The organism is Methylobacterium sp. CM6247 (assembly GCF_054817925.1).
In genome coordinates, this window is the sequence record NZ_JBTXKX010000003.1 from 1,898,854 (window position 1) to 1,916,026 (window position 17,173).

A 17,173-nucleotide genomic window follows, 5' to 3' on the forward strand; every position below is an offset into this window, starting at 1 on the left:
TCGCATCCGTGAGTTTAGCGCACGGGTAGCGTGAGTCGAACACCTCTCATCGCCGAAGGCTCACGGGTATAGCCGTCACGGCGTTGGCTGCTGGCGGCCGTGGAAGGGTGATCGATGCCGACGACCATCGCGGAAACGGACGGGCGGGCCGCGAGCGCGACGGATGGGGCGGGTGACATCCACGCGCCTCGGCGGACGCGCACCCTCGCCACGATCGGCGTCAACCACGCCCTGCACGACGGCTACACTGACCTGATCTACGTACTGCTGCCGGTCTGGCAGGCGGAGTTCGGCCTCGGCTACGTCGCGCTCGCGCTGGTGCGCTCTCTCTATGTCGGCGCGCTGGCCGGCCTGCAGATGCCTGCCACCACCCTGGCCAGGACGCTCGGTGCACGCGTCGTTCTGATCCTCGGCACGTCGCTCGGTGCGGGCGGCTACGCGCTGGCTGGTGCCTCGGGCGGTCTCGTCGGCCTCTGCGTCGCCCTGGCGCTCTCCGGCGCGGGCAGCAGTACCCAACATCCCCTCGCCTCGGCGATGATCGCCCGGGTCTACGGGAAAGGGGCAAGGGGGCCGCTCGGCACCTACAACTTCGCCGGTGATCTCGGAAAGGCAGCGCTGCCCGCACTCGCCGGTTTCCTTCTCGGCCACGCCGACTGGCGCTTCGTGCTCTGGCTCGTTGCCGGCCTTGGGGTTGTCGTCGCATTCGGGGTCGCCATCTTGCTGCCCCGTGAGCCCGTCCCGCGCGAGGAACCATCGGCACGCACCCAAGCGGCCGTGCCCAGCGACCCGTCGACGGGCCGGACCGACTTCGGACTCCTCGTGGCAGTCGGCATGCTCGACAACGCCGCACGGCCGGCCTTTCTCGTCTACCTCCCGTTCCTGCTGCAGGAGAAGGGAGCGGTCCTCGCGACGGTGGGTGTCGCGTTCGGCCTAACGGCCGTCGGCGGTGCATTGGGCAAGGCGATCTTTGGCCGGCTCGGGGAACGCTTCGGGGTGACGCGGTGCGTGATCCTCTCGGAAGCAGGCACGGCGGTCGCGATCCTGCTGGTTATTGCGCTCCCGCTCACCCCCGCGCTCGCGGTGCTGCCGGTCCTTGGCCTGATGCTGAACGGCACGTCCTCCGTGCTCTACGGAACCGTGCCGGAACTCGCCCCGCACGGTCGTGTCGAGCACGCCTTTGCGGTCTTCTACACTTGGACGCTCGGAGGCAGCGCGCTTGCGACGCCCCTACTCTACGGCCCGCTTGGCGATGCGGTCGGACCACGTTGGGCCGCGGCCGCGGCCGCGGCCACGGCCTTCGCCGTCGTCCCGATCATGCTCGTTCTGTCACCGCACCTCGCGAGGAAACCATGAACTCTGTCCAAAACCCCGATGCCACCGATGGCGACCGCCCGGATGCCCCTGCCGCACCTGACGCCGCGCGAACTGCACCAGTGATGCTGATCACCGGCGGCAGCCGTGGCATCGGCGCCGCGACCGTGCGTCTTGCGGCACGGCGGGGCTACGACGTCGTGTTCAGCTACCTGTCGAACGAGGCGGCGGCCCAGGACCTGGTCGCTGCGATCGAGATGGAGGGCCGAAGCGCGATCGCCGTACGAGCCGACAGCGCCGATCCCGCCGAGGTCTCGCGGATGTTCGATCGCGTCGACCGCCGGTTCGGTCGGCTCGATGTCCTTGTCAACAATGCTGCTATGATCGCACGACAGGCTCGTCTCGAAGACTTGGACTATGAGCGCGTGCGGCGCGTCTTCGCAGTGAATGCAATCGGCCCGATCCTCTGCGCGCAGCATGCCGTGAAGCGCATGTCGCATCGCCATGGCGGGCGTGGGGGCGCGGTGGTCAACGTCTCCTCGGCCTCCGCCCGCCTCGGCAGTCCCAATGAGTACGTGGACTACGCGTCCTCGAAGGGCGCGGTCGAGAGCATGACGATCGGCTTCGCGAAGGAGGTCGCACGTCAGGGCATTCGGGTGAACTGCGTGCGGCCCGGCCACATCTACACTGAGATGCACGCGAGCGGTGGCGAACCCGGGCGCGTGGATCGCGTGAAGGACAGCATTCCGATGGGACGGGGTGGCGAGCCCGAGGAGGTCGCGCGAGCGATCCTATGGCTGGCCGGCTCAGAAGCCTCGTTCGTCACCGGTACCTCCCTCGACGTCACGGGCGGCAAGTAAGCGCGACCGCTTGCGGAGCGCCGCGGTCCATTGCGGACAGGCTATGTCTCGCTCAACGTCCGTTCTCGGGCGTCGCGTCAGAGAATCCGAACGACTGGGTCGGGTCGGATGCGGAACGTTCGTTTACGGTCAGGCAGACGAGTTCCGCTGTTGGTGCAAAGCGAACGCCAGCTTAGCTAGTGACATCGGGGTACACCCTAGCATGACTTAACGTGACTGGCATAAAACGTCGCAACATCTGGTTTGATACGGGTTATTTGTGACAAGGTAGCCTCGGACCTAAAGCTTGAGGTTACAAACCATAGCCCGCATCGGTTACGCCCACTTCAGCACACTCGATCAGGGCCTTGATGGGTAGGTCGCCCGGCTGAAGGCTGAAGGCTGCGGCGTAATCCGTTCGGAGAAGGTCTCTGGTGACAACCGCGATGGCCGGTCCGAGTTGCCGACCGTATTGGAGTTCCTTCGACCCGGTAACGAACCCATGGTCACGTGCCTCCACCGCCTTGGGCGCGACACCCGTAACGTCCTCAACCTCATTCACGAGGCCGAGCAGCGCGGGGCCTTTGTCATCATGCTTGCCCCCTATCTCAACGCGGGGCGAAATGAGCCACAATAAGCCACGTCGTCCTGACGGTACTCGGCATGGTCGCGCGAATGGAACGGTGGTTCATCAAGGAGCGCCAGCGCGAGGGCATTGAGCGCGCGAAAATCAACGGTGCTTATGCCGGCGGCAGGCACCGCCTCGACAGCGACCGGATCAAGGCCCTGTGTGAGGCAGGCAATAGTGTTGCGGCGATTGCAACTGAGTTGGCCAACTTCCGCATGCAGGTGTACCGTTTTCTACGGGAACCGTAGCAGTCCAACCATCAAAAGTTTGATAGACCAGTGCACTTGCGGCTTTGTTTGGCTGGATGCGGCGCTGGCTCGCCGGGCTCTCATTGTGTCATCGGTGAGTGCCGGCTCGACCGTGACCGGATCATGTCGTTGTCAAAGGTGGGCAACGGGGCCGCAGCGATTGTTGCGGCCCCGTTGCCCCGCATGCAGGTTTGCCCAGCAGCTATTCCGCCGCCATATGCGCTACACCGACGGCAGATACTCGAGCCGCACAGAACTTGAACTCCGGAATCTTGCCCATCGGATCAAGTGCCGGATTGGTCAGAAGATTTGCCGCGGCCTCGGCGTAACAGAACGGCATGAAGATCATGCCGACTGGTACGTCTCGGTCGGATCGAACCTTCAAGTGGACAGCGCCCCGTCGCGTTTCCAGTCTCATCGTATCGCCGGGTTCGAGGCCGAGTCGGTAAAGCTCCTTTGGTGCCAGAAAGGCGACCGCCTCCGGTTCGAGTGCGTCGAGGACGCCTGCACGCCGCGTCATCGATCCGGTATGCCAATGCTCCAGCACCCGGCCGGTCGAGAGCACCATCGGGTATTCTGCGTCCGGCACCTCGTCAGGCGGTACGATGGCCGCCGGTACGATCTTGGCCCGGCCACTCTCGGTCGGGAAGCCGGCGTAGAAGATGATCTCGTTTCCGGGCTTGTCTGGCGCGTCGACCGGGTAGGTCACGGCGCCCTCTCGCTCCAGGCGCTCCCAGGTGATGTTGTTGAACGATGGCATCACCTGCGCCATCTCGGCGAAGATGTCGGCGGGCCCGCCGTAATTCCACACAAGCCCCATCCGATTGGCGAGTTCCTGAATGATCCACCAATCCTGGCGAGCGTCACCCGGCGGCGAGACCACGGGTTTGGCGATCTGAACGCGACGGTCGGTGTTCGTGAAAGTGCCGGCCTTCTCGGCGAAGGCCGAAGCCGGCAGAACAACGTCGGCGTGGAACGCGGTTTCGGTCAGGAACAGGTCCTGCACGACGAGGTGGTCGAGCATCGCCAGCGCGTGACGGGCGTGGTTGAGGTCAGGGTCCGACATAGCCGGATTCTCACCCTCAACGAACATGCCCTTGATTTCGCCCGCATGGATCGCGCGCATGATCTCGACAACGGTCAGGCCATTGTTCGGATCGAGGGACTGCCCCCAGAACTCCTCGAAGAGCTTGCGTACCGCCTCTTTCTCGACGGACTGGTAGTCCGGGTAGACCATCGGGATCAGGCCTGCGTCAGACGCGCCCTGGACGTTGTTCTGGCCTCGGAGCGGGTGTAGCCCCGTACCTGGGCGCCCGATCTGCCCGGTAATGAGCGCGAGCGCTATGAGACAGCGTGCGTTGTCGGTACCGTGGACGTGCTGGCTGACGCCCATGCCCCAGAAGATGATCGAGGACTTAGCCCTTGCGTAGAGGCGGGCGACCTCGCGCAGGGTCTCGGCGTCGATGCCACAGACCGGAGCCATCTTCTCTGGCGTAAAGTCGACGATCTTCTCCTTCAGCGCCTCGAAGTTTTCGGTGTAACCCGCGATGTATTGCTCGTCGTAGAGCCGCTCCGTGACGATCACGTTGAGCATCGCATTCAGCATCGCGACGTCAGAGCCCGGCTTAAAGGCGAGGTGTTTAAAGGCATGCCGCGACAAAACCTGACGACGCGGGTCCATGACGATCAGCTTGGCGCCGTGCTGCTTCACGGCGTTCTTCAGGAAGGTCGCCGCGACCGGGTGGTTCACGGTCGGGTTGGCACCGATCACGATGATGACCTCGGCGTCCAGCGCCGCCGAGAATGGTGCAGTAACGGCACCGGAGTTCAGGCCTTCCATCAGTGCGGCAACTGAGGACGCGTGGCACAGGCGTGTGCAATGGTCGACGTTGTTCGAGCCGAAGCCGAGCCGGACTAATTTCTGGAAGAGATACGCTTCCTCGTTCGAACCCTTGGCGGAGCCGAATCCGGCGAGCGATTTGCGCCCGTGCGTGTCGCGGACCTTGGTCAGCCCACCGGCTGCCCGGTCGAGCGCCTCCTCCCAAGTTGCCTCGCGAAAATGCGTCCATGGATTGGCGGGATCGACCTGGTCGTTGGCGTCCTTCGGGACATTGTCGAGTCGGATCAGCGGTGCCGTTAGGCGATGGGGGTGGTGGATGTAGTCGAAGCCGAAGCGCCCCTTCACGCAGAGCCGGTTATGGTTCGCCGGCCCGTCCACACCCTCGGCGTAGACGATCCGCTCGTCCTTGACCTTGTAGGAGACTTGGCAGCCGACGCCACAATACGGGCACAGCGAGGTGACCTCCCGGTCGGGATAGACCGTTCGGGTATTGTGTTCGGCATCGAGGTAGGCCGAGGGCATCAGCGCGCCGGTCGGGCAGGCCTGGACGCACTCGCCACAGGCGACGCAGGTCGAGCCGCCCATGGGGTCATCGAAGTCGAACACGACCTTGGCGTCGGCGGAGCGGTAGGCCATGCCGATAACGTCGTTGACCTGCACCTCGCGGCAGGCCCGGACACAGAGATTGCACTGGATGCACGCGTCGAGGTTGACGCTCATGGCAGGGTGGCTGAAGTCTCCGGTCCAGCGCTCGGCCGCCGGGAAACGGCTTTCCGTGACGTCGAGGAAGTCGGCCTGCACCCAGAAATGCGACGTTGGATCGTGCGAGGTCTCGCGCTCCGGCTGGTCGGCGACGAGCAGTTCGAGCACCATCGCTCGGGCCTTGGTCGCCCGCTCGGATGCCGACTTCACCTTCATGCCGATGGCGGGGGTACGCTTACACGAGGCGGCGAGCACGCGCTCGCCCTCAATCTCGACCATGCAAGCACGGCAGTTGCCGTCCGGGCGGTAGCCTGGGTCGGGCTTGTGGCAAAGGTGCGGGATGTGCGTTCCGATCCGCTTGGCCACCGCCCAGATGGTTTCGCCGGGCTGAGCCTCGACCTGCCGACCATCGAGCTCGAACGCAATCGACGACGGGGCGACCGGGCCGTCCCTCAAGCCGAACGTCCCGGTCGGATCAGGGGCGGCCTGCCCCCCCGATTTCGCCCCTTGCGAATAGGCGCCGCCCGCCTCGGGTTTCGACCCCTGCGCAGGGCCGCCGGCATCCTGCGCGCCGTCGGCCCGGATTTTGTGCCTTACGGACGTATCGTCGTGCGTTTCGGGGGCGTTGCTCATGCGTCCGCTCCTGGCTTGCGCGTGGAAAGGGTAATCGTGACCATCATTCGGCAGCCAGCGCCTTGGGAGCAGGAAAAAGATCGGGGAAGAACCGAATGACGCTGCTTAGGGGGTTCGAGGCCGCCTGGCCCAACCCGCAGATCGAGGCGTCGCGCATGCATTGGGCAAGTTCCCCCAGAAGCTCGGTGTCCCAGACGCCATCCTCCATCAGGATACGGGCCTTCTGGGTGCCGGAGCGACAGGGCGTGCATTGCCCGCAACTCTCGTCCTCGAAGAATCGCATTAGGTTCAGGGCGGCCCCCCGAACGTCGTCCCGGTCGGACATGACAACGACGGCCGCCGATCCGATGAAGCAGCCGTATTTTTCAAGTGTGCCGAAATCGAGCGGGATGTCGTTCATCGACGCCGGCAGGATACCGCCGGACGCGCCGCCCGGCAGGTAGGCCGAGAACGTATGGCCCTCCAGCATGCCGCCGCAATGCTCATCGATGAGTTCCTGGATGGTGAGGCCGGCGGGCGCCAGCTTCACACCGGGTTCCCTCACGCGCCCGGACACCGAATAGGAGCGCAGGCCGACACGGTCGTTACGGCCATGGCTCTTCCACCAGCCAGCGCCGCGTTCGATCAGGTCGCGCACCCAGAACAACGTCTCGATGTTGTTGATGAGGGTCGGACGATTGAACAGACCGACCTGGAACGGGAAGGGCGGTTTATGCCGTGGCAGCCCTCGCTTGCCTTCGAGCGACTCGATCAGTGAGGATTCCTCGCCGCAGATATAGGCCCCGGCCCCGCGGCGCAGATGGATGCGCGGTCCGCCGGTAGGAATCCGGGCGATTTCTCGGGTCAGGATCTCACGGGAGATCGGATACTCGTCGCGAAGGTAGATATAGACGTCCGTGGCCTCGACCACGTGGGCGCCGATCAGCATGCCTTCGAGGAAGCGGTGTGGGTCGGTGTTGAGGTAGAGCTGATCCTTGAAGGTGCCAGGCTCACCCTCGTCGCCGTTGACCGCCATCAGCCGCGGCCCAGGTTCGCCGCGCACCGATCTCCACTTGCGCCCCGTCGGGAAACCCGCGCCGCCGAGGCCACGCAAGCCGCCGTCGTCGAGCACTTGGAATATGTCGTCTATGGAAAGGTCGCCGCCTCGGAGACGGTCCAGCGTCGCGTATCCGCCGGTCGCCCGGTACGCGTCGTAGTCGATGTATTGGGGCAGATGGGCGTGGGTGTCACCGGCCTCGACGGCCGCCCGCACGGATGCAAAGTCGGCCTTGTGGAGGAAGTTATGCCCGACCTCGACGGCGGGCGCGTGGTCGCAGAGGCCGACGCATGGGGCACGCACGACACGGACCCGGTCCGACGCAAGCTCCCGCTGGAGCGTTGTCAGCAAGTCGTCGGCGCCGAACATCGCGCAGGTGATGCTGTCGCAGACGCGGACAGTCAGTTGCGGAATGTCGGCGTCGCCCTCCTTCACCACGTCGAAATGGGCGTAGAACGTCGCCGTCTCGAAAACCTCGGCGAAGGCGAGGTCCATCTCGTCCGCCAACGCCGCGAGATGGTGTGCCCCGATCTGGCCGTAGGTATCCTGGATCAGATGGAGATGCTCGATCAGCAGGTCGCGTTGGCGCGAGCGCGTCCCAAGGAGTTGCTCAATCTCGACTTTGGCATTCGGCTCGACCTGACGGCCCTTTGGCACGGCTCGGACCTTGTTGCGTCCCGTGCCAGGATGAGAAAAATTCCTGACTGTCCCTGGTGCCTCACTCATGGGCGATCCGGTTTCCATTCGTTCTTGCGGTGATTGGTGCGAGCGCTGCCTATTGGCCACCAAAGGCACGTAGCGGCTGACCGGCTTCGGAGCGATGTTCCATCGTCACAGCACCGGTGGACGTCTCCAGCGACGCGACCCGTGGGCCGACGATGGACCGAAGTTCCGACTCGAAAGCGTCCAGGGCGGCGTTGAGACCGTCCGTCGGGCTTTCGTCCGATCCCGACTTGCCTTTTGAATCGAGGGCCTCGGTCAGTACGCTTTGAAGCCGCTCAATCAACTCTTGCGTGAGTGGCGGCTTGGCCTGCTCAACATAGGCTTGCGTCACAGCATGCGCCTGATCGGTCGCCGTGAGGATGGGAAGCTCGGTCATGGTTGGGCTCGCAAGGGTGCAAAAAGGCGGTGCATGGCGTGCCTGTTGTTTCGGTAACTCGGCATTCTGCCTCTGGCTACCCGTTAATACGCGATATATTTCATGTGGTATATCGCTTTTGCAATGGTTTCGAACTGGCGCTGCGTTGCGGGGGCAAGCCCTGGGAGCATGGCTCGGGACCGACCGGGAAGTGACGAGCTTGAGCTTTGCAGGGCGGTGGTGAGCCAGATGCTCGTTATCATGGGGCATCACTGGACCCCGGTTCACGAGTTCGACGACGAGCCGCAGACGGCTCGGTGCAAGCGATTTGGCGGGCAGGCTCATACAACCTCGCGGTGGTCGAGTGGGCTAGCGTTGGACCAGCCTAGAAATTGGAATCTACTCGCATACGAACGAACGAGGACCGCTGCGTTCCAGCCTTGTACGGATCGTATTGGTCGGTCGTGACGGCCCCTTCGAGCGTGCTTATACGCCGGTGGTATAATCCGCCGAGCAGATGTTTGCAGGGTGGATGAGTTACTTAGCAAATTCCGATGGGGCGATATTCCATGAAATCGCCCAAGCTGCGCGTTAGAGACGGTCGCAGATCGGAGGAGTTCTTCTCGGCTTCTTGGGAAACATAGCCGACATCGATATACCGATGCACATATCTCGTGTGCCGCGAATCTGCGTCGGCTGAGCGAGCAGGTGTGGACGCATCGATGTTTGAAGGGACGTGGCGCAGCGTGGCCGGTGCCGAGCTCCGACTATGGCAATTCGGGGAGGCGGTATCCGGCACGTATGCTGCTGGCCAAGCGGAGGCGATGCCGCCGCATCGTGGTCGCATACTGGTCGGTATGGCGGAAGGCAACGTGATTGGTTTCGTGACGGCATCAGGAGCATCGCACACAATCAGGAGCTGGGCGGGTCGCATCTATCCGTCTGAAGGAGGAATGGGTTTCGAGCTTCACCTAGTGAGCCAAACTGTCGGACAGCAGACGTCGCGGGTTAAGTTTTCGCGGTCGGTCAAGCTTGAGACCGTCGTGTTCACCCAGGTGACCGTCGATTAATTAGCGCCTACCCGAAGCTAGAGGCTGTTATGAACCGTGCCAGTTGAGCGACCTGTTTAAGCATGAGGCAGACGAAGGCGACGATGTTGATGCTGGGTTAGTACGACAAGAGCGGATGCAGGACTGGCCACAGGAACGTCTTGGACGCGTGCTCGGGCGCTGGGACTCTCATGTTTCCCGCGGGCTTGTCCTTCATCTCGGCCAGGGCAGTGAGCTCGACCTCGACCTGCGCGAACTGGGAACCGACGACGTCCAGCGGACGCTTGCTCGCCTCGGTCGGGAAGACACCGCGCGTGGATCGGTCAGCAGCCGCATCCCGAGCTGTTCATCAAGATCCGTCATGGCGCGGCTCAGGGCCGATTGGGGCACGCCCAGTCGTGCCGCGGCAAGGGCGAAGCTGTCCTGCGGCGATACCGTCGCAAAGGACCGGAGGTCGGTCAGGTTCTCACGCGCAATCGACGGTCCCCGGCGCGCGCATCCGAAGGGGTTGATCCTGCACCTGCGGCGTGCCGAACCGGCCCCATAGTCCACGCGCATGACCCTATGTGGGTTTGCAGGGCAAATCGACGAGATCGTGCTTCGTACATTGGAGCCTATCCAAGGTGTGAGTGTTTCCTCCGCACAACCCGCTCGCGCCGGACGGTTCGAAGCGCCGCCCCCGCATCCCTACGGAGGCCGAGATGGGACGATCTGGAGATCATGAATTGAATCGGAGAGACTTGATGGTGGGAGCATCCGCCACGGCGGCCCTCGCGGCCGTACCCTCGGCGGCGGGCGCCGCCCCCGTGAGCATCGACAAGCCGGTGCTGACGAAGGTGTCGTTGACGGTGAACGGCCAGCGCCGCGACCTTGAGCTCGACACCCGCACGAGCCTGCTCGATGCCGCCCGTGAGCACCTGCATCTGACCGGTTCCAAGAAGGGCTGCGACCACGGCCAGTGCGGCGCCTGTACGATGATCGTCGATGGGCGGCGTATCAACTCTTGCCTTACCCTCGCGGCGATGCACCAGGGCGCCGAGATCACCACCATCGAGGGACTCGGCCAGCCCGAGAATCTACACCCAATGCAGGCGGCCTTCATTAAGCATGACGGTTACCAGTGCGGCTACTGCACCCCGGGCCAGATCTGTTCCGGCGTGGCCGTGCTCGCCGAGATCAAGGCCGGCATCCCCAGCCACGTCACCGCCGATCTCAATGCCACCCTCCAGGTGACAGAGGCCGAGATCCGGGAGCGCATGAGCGGCAACATCTGCCGCTGCGGCGCCTATTCCAACATCGTCGAGGCGATGACCGAGGTTGCCGGGAGGCCCGTATGAAGTCCTTCACCTACGAGCACCCAAGCTCGCCCCACGAGGCGGCCGCCGCCGTCGCGCGCACCCCGAACGCGAAGTTCATTGCCGGCGGCACGAACTTGCTTGACCTGATGAAGCTACAGATCGAGACACCGGCGCACCTCGTCGACGTGAACGGCCTAGGCCTGGACACCATCGAACCGACGCCCGAGGGCGGCCTCCGGGTCGGTGCCCTGGTGCGTAACACGGATCTGGCCGCCGATGCCCGGGTCCGCAAGGACTACGCCGTGCTCAGCCGCGCGCTCCTGGCGGGCGCCTCGGGCCAGCTGCGCAACAAAGCCACCACCGCCGGCAACTTGCTCCAGCGGACCCGCTGCCCATACTTTTACGACACGGCCCAGGCCTGCAACAAGCGCCAGCCCGGCTCTGGCTGCTCGGCCCTGGACGGGGTCTCGCGCCAGTTAGCGGTGATCGGCGGCAGCGAGGCCTGCATCGCCACCCACCCGGGTGACATGGCGGTGGCTATGCGGGTGCTCGACGCTACCGTCGAGACCGTGGATGCCAACGGCTCATCGCGAAAAATCCCGATGGCGGAATTCCACCGCCTGCCCGGCGACCGGCCCGAGATCGACACGACCCTCAAGGCCGGCGAGCTCATCACCGCCGTTACCCTGCCGAAGCCGTTGGGCGGCACGCATGTCTACCGCAAGGTCCGCGACCGGGCCTCCTACGCATACGCCCTCGTCTCGGTCGCTGCAGTGCTGCAGCCGGACGGCACGGGTCGGGCAGCATTCGGTGGCGTCTCGCACAAGCCATGGCGCGTCGAGGCGGCAGAGGGTGATCTGCCACGCGGCGCCAAGGCCGTGACCGACAAGGCCTTCGCCGGGGCCAAGCCTACTCACCAGAACGCCTACAAGCTGAAGCTCGCCGAGCGTACGCTCATGGCGGCGATCCACGAAGCGAGGGCCTGAGCCATGAAGTTCGACACCCCCGCAGGCCAGAACCCCATCGACCGTCTTAAGGTCGTTGGCCAGCCGACCGACCGGATCGACGGCAAGTACAAAACCACTGGCACCGCGCCCTACGCCTACGAACGCCATGACGTGACGCCGAGCCACGCCTACGGCTACGTGCTCGGTGCCGGCATTGCCAAGGGCCGCATTCGCGGCATGGACACCTCCATTGCCAGGACGGCCCCAGGTGTCCTCGCCATCGTGACGACGCTCGAAACGCCCCGAATGGAACGGGGCACAATGAACACGGCCTACTTGTTCGGCGGCGACCAGGTTCAGCACTACCACCAGGCCATCGCCGTGGTGGTGGCCGAGACCTTCGAGCAGGCCCGCGCGGCCTCCTTCCTGATCACGGTCGATTATACCCCTGAAACGGGGAAGTTCGACCTGGCCGCCGAAGCGAAGTCTGCGAAGCCGGTGAAGGGCGACAGCGGCGAGGGCAGCGGTGGCAACGGCGAGGAGCGTGTCGGTGATTTTGAGGGTGCCTTCGCAAAGGCACAGGTCACGTTCGACGAGATCTACGCGACCGCCGACGAGAGCCACGCGATGATGGAGCCGCACGCGACCGTCGCGGCATGGGAGGGCGACAAGGTCACGCTCTGGACCTCGAACCAGATGATCACCTGGGCCCATGAAAGCATGGCCAAGATCCTTGGTATTCCGAAGGCGAACGTGCGGATCGAATCTCCCTACGTGGGCGGCGGATTCGGCGGCAAGCTGTTCGTGCGCGCCGACGCGGTCCTCGCGGCGCTCGGTGCCAAGGCGGCGGGACGGCCGGTGAAGGTCGCACTGACCCGTCCCCTCATCGCCAACAACACCACCCATCGGCCCGCCACTATCCAGCGCGTGCGCATCGGGGCGACGAAGGACGGCACCATCACGGCCATCGCCCACGAGAGCACCTCCGGCAACCTGCCCGACGGCGATCCCGAGACGGCGGTGAGCCAGACGAAGCTTCTCTACGCGGGCGCCAACCGGCTCACGGCGATGAAGCTCGCACTCCTCGACCTGCCCGAGGGCAACGCGATGCGCGCGCCCGGCGAGGCTCCGGGCCTGATGGTCCTGGAAGTCGCCATGGACGAGATGGCAGAAAAGCTAGGGATCGACCCCGTGGAGTTCCGCGTTCGCAACGACACCCAGGTCGACCCCCACGCCCCGGATCGCCGCTTCTCGCATCGTGACCTCGTCGGGTGCCTCAAGCTGGGGGCTGTTAGGTTCGGTTGGGCGAAGCGCAATGCCAAACCTGGCTCCGTCCGGGACGGGCAGTGGCTCGTTGGTGTCGGGGTCGCCTCCGCGTTCCGCAACAACATGGTGATGAAGTCCGGCGCACGCGTTCGTCTGGATGAACAAGGGACGGTCACGGTTGAAACCGACATGACCGACATTGGAACGGGTACCTACACCATCATCGCCCAGACGGCCGCCGAGATGATGGGCGTCCCGCTGGACAAGGTCGTGGTGCGGCTGGGGGACTCCGATTTCCCCGCCTCGGCGGGATCGGGTGGCCAATGGGGCGCCAACTCCTCGACGTCCGGGGTCTACGCGGCCTGCGTGAAGCTGCGCGAGGCCGTGGCGCAGCGTCTTGGCATCAACTCGGCCGACGCAGTCTTCGAGGACGGCCAGGTCCGCTCCGGAAACCGCGCAGTGCCGCTCGGCGAAGCGGCGCGGGGAGGGCTGACGGTCGAGGACACCATCGAGTTCGGCGAACTCTCTAAGACCTATCAGCAATCAACGTTCGGAGCCCATTTCGTCGAGGTGGGCGTCGATGTCCACACGGCGGAGATCCGGGTCCGGCGCATGCTTGCGGTCTGCGCCGCCGGTCGCATACTCAACCCGAAGTCGGCCCGCAGCCAGGTCATTGGCGGCATGACTATGGGTGTTGGTGCTGCGCTGATGGAGGAGCTTGCGGTCGACACCAAACGCGGCTTCTTCGCTAACCACGACCTCGCCGGATACGAGGTGCCGGTACATGCCGATATCCCGCACCAGGATGTGATTTTCCTCGACGAGGTCGATCCGATCTCTTCGCCGATGAAAGCCAAGGGCGTGGGCGAGCTCGGCATCTGCGGCGTCAGCGCGGCGGTGGCAAACGCCGTTTACAACGCGACGGGTATCCGGGTGCGGGAATACCCGCTTACCCTCGACAAGTTCCTTGACCGCATGCCCGACGCAGCCTGAGCTACGGGGAACGGCAGGGACAATGTACGGATATGCGACCTTGTTCGGGCTCGCCTCCGTAGCCGGAATGCACAGCATGTCGGCTTGTGCCGCAGTGGCGTGGGCCACCTCGGAGGGCGGGACACGGGGCGCCTCGATCCCGGCCGGCGCGGGAGCACGAGCCATTGTGACGACACTGCCGCGTGGTGAGATGGCAAGGGACAAGATGTCGTTCCCAGCGGATTGCCGCATCCCGCCCTCGTTCGCATTTCGGCTCGCAATCGGCGGATGAGCGTTGGTCGGCCGTCAATCGTCACCCAGGACCGGGGCCCAGGCCGACGCCGTCGCGGGTACACGTATCGGCCGAGCGGCCCGGGGACCGGACTCGCGCAAGTTCCCTGGTCGTGCCCAGGGGCCTTATCGAGGATGCCGCTGCCATAGGGCTTGCGGTTCTCGTCGTTTCTACGGCCGAACGGCATCATGAGCCTATCAGTGCCTATCCCGAAGCTCGTAGTTGGTAAGGCCTTGATGCCCCACTGTAAGGATTCATAGAGACCATCGCGGTCGAAGATGCCCCATCGTGTGGCCGTCATGATGCGGCATGCCGGAACCCGCGTCGCATCTAACCGTGGTGGCTCGCCCGTCCATCGATCTCACGGCCGGATGGCACGCCCCTTCGACGATAGGCCCACTAGGCTGGCCGCCTGCGAACCATCTGCCGTGCCGGAACGGAGAACGGTACGGGCGCCAGGACAGTCCGCCTGCTTCCGGGCGGTCAATTGGTTAAGTAGATCTTATTAGTCGGCCGAAGCTGACCCTTCTCAGACCTTAGGAACGTCCGCTACCGGGCTATTCAATTTATCAGATGGCTATGAAGGGAATGGACAGCTTTCTGCTCATCCGCTTTCAGGCGGATGATAGGCTAATTAAACGTTGGAGGAACCGGTATGCCAATGGTCAAGCTCGCGCCACGCATCCTGCGGGAAACATTCACATCCTGGTAGCGGCCGAGGCAGCTGCCCGTTATCCGTTTGGGCCGAAACCGCGCTTAGGCGGGGATCTTCGAACCGTCCCAAGCGAAAACGCTGCCGGTGTCGGCCGCGCTTAGGCCGTTCAGCACGCGCAGGAGATGAGCCGCGCTCACTTCGGGCGAGAAGACGCCGTCGGCTGTCGGGTCCGGCCGGAAGGGCCGCGACAGACCGGAGGCGACCGTGCCGGGATGCAAGCCCACGACGATCGCCTCCGGTCGGCTGCGGGCGACCTCGATCGCTAGCGTTCGCAGGATCTGGTTCAGTGCCGACTTTGAGGCACGGTAGGTATACCAGCCGCCTAGTCGGTTGTCGCCGATCGATCCGACCCGCGCCGACAGGGCCGCGAACACGCATCGCTCCCGTCGCGCAAGCAGGGGCACGAAATGCTTGGCGACAAGTGCAGGGCCGATCGTGTTGATCGCGAAGACGGTGGCCATCGCGGCGGGGTCGAGCGCCCTGACCATCTTCTCAGGCGAGACGCCCGCCCGGTGAAGAAGGCCGGTAGCGACGATGATCAGACCCACGGGTCCGGCTTCGCCGACCCTGGTCGCCGCTGCCGCAACCGTCGCCTCGTCGCTCAGGTCGATTGGGAGGGTTCGGACACCCGCGGGAACAGATGATCCCGAGCGTGAGAGCGCGAAGATCGGAACGTAGGCTTCGCCCTCGGCGAGCGCGCGGACCACGGCCCCACCGATGCCGCCGGACGCACCGATGACAACCGCGCTGGTCGGGCGTGAAGCGGTCAAGGCGCGGCCTCCCGGTCAACGTCGGAGCCTCGGCGCCCTCGGCGAAAGATCAGACTGAGGTTATTGGCCGGCATCGTGATGCGCTCTGCCAGATGAAGATCATGCGCTTTTGCAGCAGCCACGACCGCCTCGATGTCGCGGACCCCCCAGGAGGCATTCCTCGCGCGCAGGCTGTCGTCGAACGTGGCGTTGCTTGACGCGGTGTGCGCGCCATGCTCCCGGAAAGGACCGTAGAGGTACAACACACCACCCCCCGCTAGCGCCGCTTCTGCGCCAGCCATCAGCCCGATGGTCGCATCCCAGGGTGCGATGTGGATCATGTTGATCGCGACGACCGCGTCCACCCGCGGCACCGGCCACGGCTGACGAATCGCATCGATCGCCAACGGCGACCGGATGTTGGCCAGCCCGGAGGCGTGGGCATGGGCGACGATGCTGCGACGGGCCACTTCATTGGGATCGCTTGGCTGCCAGTCGAGGGCGGGCAGCGCACGGGCGAAATGGACGACGTGCTCGCCCGATCCGCTCGCGATCTCGAGCACGAGACCGCTGGGCGGGAAGACGCGTTCGAGGACCTCGGCGATCGGGGCGGCGTTGCGGGCCGCGGCCGGCGAGAACAAAGCATCGGGCATGGGTCACTTCTAAGCGCGGCCGATGCCGAGTGCATGCCCTTTCGTGGTAGCACGCCTACTTCGGGGAAAAGACGCGTCTTCCGCTCCTGGCGCGCAGCTGCGGTGTAGCCGGATCGCAGTGAGATGCTGATGGCTCCTCAAACGGAGTTCAATCATGACTTCGACCAGCAACACCACCCGCCGACCGTGGAACCTTGGCCGCCTCATCGGCCCCAAGCCGCCGTTCAAGCCCAAGCACATTTGGGCGATCCGGACTCGCCTGCAGCACGAGGGCCGCACGCGCGACCTCGCCTTGTTCAACACCGCCATCGACAGCAAACTGCGTGGCTGCGATCTCGTCCGCCTGCGCGTGCCCGATGTCCATCTCGGCGACGGCGTCCGCCTGCGCACCACCATCGTCCAGCAGAAGATTGGCCGGCCCGTACCCTTCGAGCTGACCGAGACTACCCGTGAGACCCTCGCGGCTTGGCTCAATCTGCTTCTATAGTAACAGATGAGTTGCGCTTTGAGATAAATTTGGGGATAATCTAGCGACGCGATTTCTGCGAGAGTTAATTCAGGAGCCGTCGAATGTTTCGCTCTTCAGCTCTCGCATTCCTGCTTCTGACCAATATCACTGCACTGGCTGGCGAGCTTCCGCGCTACAACGTGGAAGCCACGTGTCGCGCCGCTCCGAGCCTGGAGGTTGGTGACCGGAACACCGACCAGACCTGTGTGCGTGATGAGACGCAGGCCCGCACGCAACTCGGGCAGCAATGGGCCGGCTTCGATGAGAAGCGCCGCGACCAGTGCATCCAGGAGGAGAGTATCGGGGGCACGCCAAGCTACGTCGACCTGCTGACTTGCCTGCAAATGTAAGCTGGCTCGCCCTCCCAAGGAGCACACCGGCACCGAAGCGCACTGACGGGAGGGGACAT

At 64.5% G+C, this 17,173-nt stretch carries 15 protein-coding genes and 1 pseudogene; 10 read left to right on the forward strand and 6 right to left on the reverse strand.

What is annotated here, in order from left to right; all coding sequences use genetic code 11:
* Nucleotides 1-114 precede the first annotated feature (114 nt).
* From ACYQOP_RS09810 to ACYQOP_RS09825, 4 genes are all read left to right on the forward strand, one after another.
* Nucleotides 115-1,353, forward strand: a complete 1,239-nt coding sequence (locus ACYQOP_RS09810) for an MFS transporter (protein ID WP_461222252.1) — start codon at nucleotides 115-117, stop codon at nucleotides 1,351-1,353.
* A gap of 83 nt (nucleotides 1,354-1,436) precedes the next feature.
* Nucleotides 1,437-2,171 carry an SDR family oxidoreductase gene (locus ACYQOP_RS09815; protein WP_461225268.1) on the forward strand — a complete coding sequence of 245 codons (735 nt, stop codon included), beginning with the start codon at nucleotides 1,437-1,439 and terminating at the stop codon, nucleotides 2,169-2,171.
* 391 nt (nucleotides 2,172-2,562) lie between these two features.
* Nucleotides 2,563-2,787: a recombinase family protein gene (locus ACYQOP_RS09820; protein WP_461225269.1), complete on the forward strand. Its 225-nt coding sequence runs from the start codon at nucleotides 2,563-2,565 to the stop codon at nucleotides 2,785-2,787.
* Between the two features lie 38 nt (nucleotides 2,788-2,825).
* A complete protein-coding gene (locus tag ACYQOP_RS09825; RefSeq protein ID WP_461222253.1) occupies nucleotides 2,826-3,026 on the forward strand; it encodes a hypothetical protein in 201 nt (66 codons plus the stop codon).
* Between the two features lie 202 nt (nucleotides 3,027-3,228).
* Here ACYQOP_RS09825 and fdhF read toward each other — a convergent pair whose 3' ends face one another.
* From fdhF to ACYQOP_RS09840, 3 genes are read right to left on the reverse strand one after another with little or no spacing between them, the layout of a single operon-like run.
* Complete coding sequence (gene fdhF, locus ACYQOP_RS09830) at nucleotides 3,229-6,201, reverse strand: formate dehydrogenase subunit alpha (protein WP_461222254.1); 2,973 nt, start codon at nucleotides 6,199-6,201, stop codon at nucleotides 3,229-3,231.
* 43 nt (nucleotides 6,202-6,244) lie between these two features.
* Nucleotides 6,245-7,963, reverse strand: coding sequence for an NAD(P)H-dependent oxidoreductase subunit E (locus ACYQOP_RS09835; protein ID WP_461222255.1), 1,719 nt, complete (start codon nucleotides 7,961-7,963; stop codon nucleotides 6,245-6,247).
* Nucleotides 7,964-8,012: 49 nt separating this feature from the next.
* Nucleotides 8,013-8,336, reverse strand: a complete 324-nt coding sequence (locus ACYQOP_RS09840; RefSeq protein WP_461222256.1) for a hypothetical protein — start codon at nucleotides 8,334-8,336, stop codon at nucleotides 8,013-8,015.
* Nucleotides 8,337-9,037: 701 nt separating this feature from the next.
* Here ACYQOP_RS09840 and ACYQOP_RS09845 point away from each other — a divergent pair.
* A complete protein-coding gene (locus ACYQOP_RS09845) occupies nucleotides 9,038-9,385 on the forward strand; it encodes an avidin/streptavidin family protein (RefSeq protein ID WP_461222257.1) in 348 nt (115 codons plus the stop codon).
* 192 nt (nucleotides 9,386-9,577) lie between these two features.
* Here the strand turns inward: ACYQOP_RS09845 and ACYQOP_RS09850 are convergent, their stop codons facing one another.
* Entirely contained in the window at nucleotides 9,578-9,922 is a 345-nt protein-coding gene (locus tag ACYQOP_RS09850) for a helix-turn-helix domain-containing protein (protein ID WP_461222258.1), read from the reverse strand.
* 185 nt (nucleotides 9,923-10,107) lie between these two features.
* Here ACYQOP_RS09850 and paoA point away from each other — a divergent pair, with 185 nt between their 5' ends.
* Genes paoA through paoC form a run of 3 tightly spaced genes read left to right on the forward strand, consistent with a single transcriptional unit; the run spans nucleotide 10,108 to nucleotide 13,868 of the window.
* On the forward strand, nucleotides 10,108-10,701 hold the full coding sequence (paoA, locus tag ACYQOP_RS09855; RefSeq protein WP_461222259.1) for an aldehyde dehydrogenase iron-sulfur subunit PaoA: 594 nt from the start codon (nucleotides 10,108-10,110) through the stop codon (nucleotides 10,699-10,701).
* On the forward strand, nucleotides 10,698-11,648 hold the full coding sequence (locus tag ACYQOP_RS09860; RefSeq protein ID WP_461222260.1) for an FAD binding domain-containing protein: 951 nt from the start codon (nucleotides 10,698-10,700) through the stop codon (nucleotides 11,646-11,648). The genes paoA and ACYQOP_RS09860 overlap by 4 nt, the downstream gene beginning before the upstream one ends.
* 3 nt (nucleotides 11,649-11,651) lie before the next feature.
* Nucleotides 11,652-13,868: an aldehyde oxidoreductase molybdenum-binding subunit PaoC gene (gene paoC, locus ACYQOP_RS09865; RefSeq protein ID WP_461222261.1), complete on the forward strand. Its 2,217-nt coding sequence runs from the start codon at nucleotides 11,652-11,654 to the stop codon at nucleotides 13,866-13,868.
* Between the two features lie 1,027 nt (nucleotides 13,869-14,895).
* Here the strand turns inward: paoC and ACYQOP_RS09870 are convergent.
* Both ACYQOP_RS09870 and ACYQOP_RS09875 read right to left on the reverse strand, forming a co-directional pair.
* Nucleotides 14,896-15,624, reverse strand: coding sequence for an SDR family NAD(P)-dependent oxidoreductase (locus ACYQOP_RS09870; RefSeq protein ID WP_461222262.1), 729 nt, complete (start codon nucleotides 15,622-15,624; stop codon nucleotides 14,896-14,898).
* On the reverse strand, nucleotides 15,621-16,256 hold the full coding sequence (locus ACYQOP_RS09875) for a DUF938 domain-containing protein (protein ID WP_461222263.1): 636 nt from the start codon (nucleotides 16,254-16,256) through the stop codon (nucleotides 15,621-15,623). Before ACYQOP_RS09875 ends, ACYQOP_RS09870 begins: the two co-directional genes overlap by 4 nt.
* 154 nt (nucleotides 16,257-16,410) lie before the next feature.
* On the opposite strand from ACYQOP_RS09875, the pseudogene ACYQOP_RS09880 reads away from it, so the two are divergent.
* Both ACYQOP_RS09880 and ACYQOP_RS09885 read left to right on the forward strand, forming a co-directional pair.
* Nucleotides 16,411-16,728 (forward strand): annotated as a pseudogene (locus ACYQOP_RS09880) (site-specific integrase); the annotation flags it as partial.
* Nucleotides 16,729-16,826: 98 nt separating this feature from the next.
* The gene (locus ACYQOP_RS09885) at nucleotides 16,827-17,114 is read left to right on the forward strand and encodes a hypothetical protein (RefSeq protein WP_461222264.1); all 288 of its coding nucleotides are present in this window, start codon (nucleotides 16,827-16,829) and stop codon (nucleotides 17,112-17,114) included.
* Nucleotides 17,115-17,173: the final 59 nt, after the last annotated feature.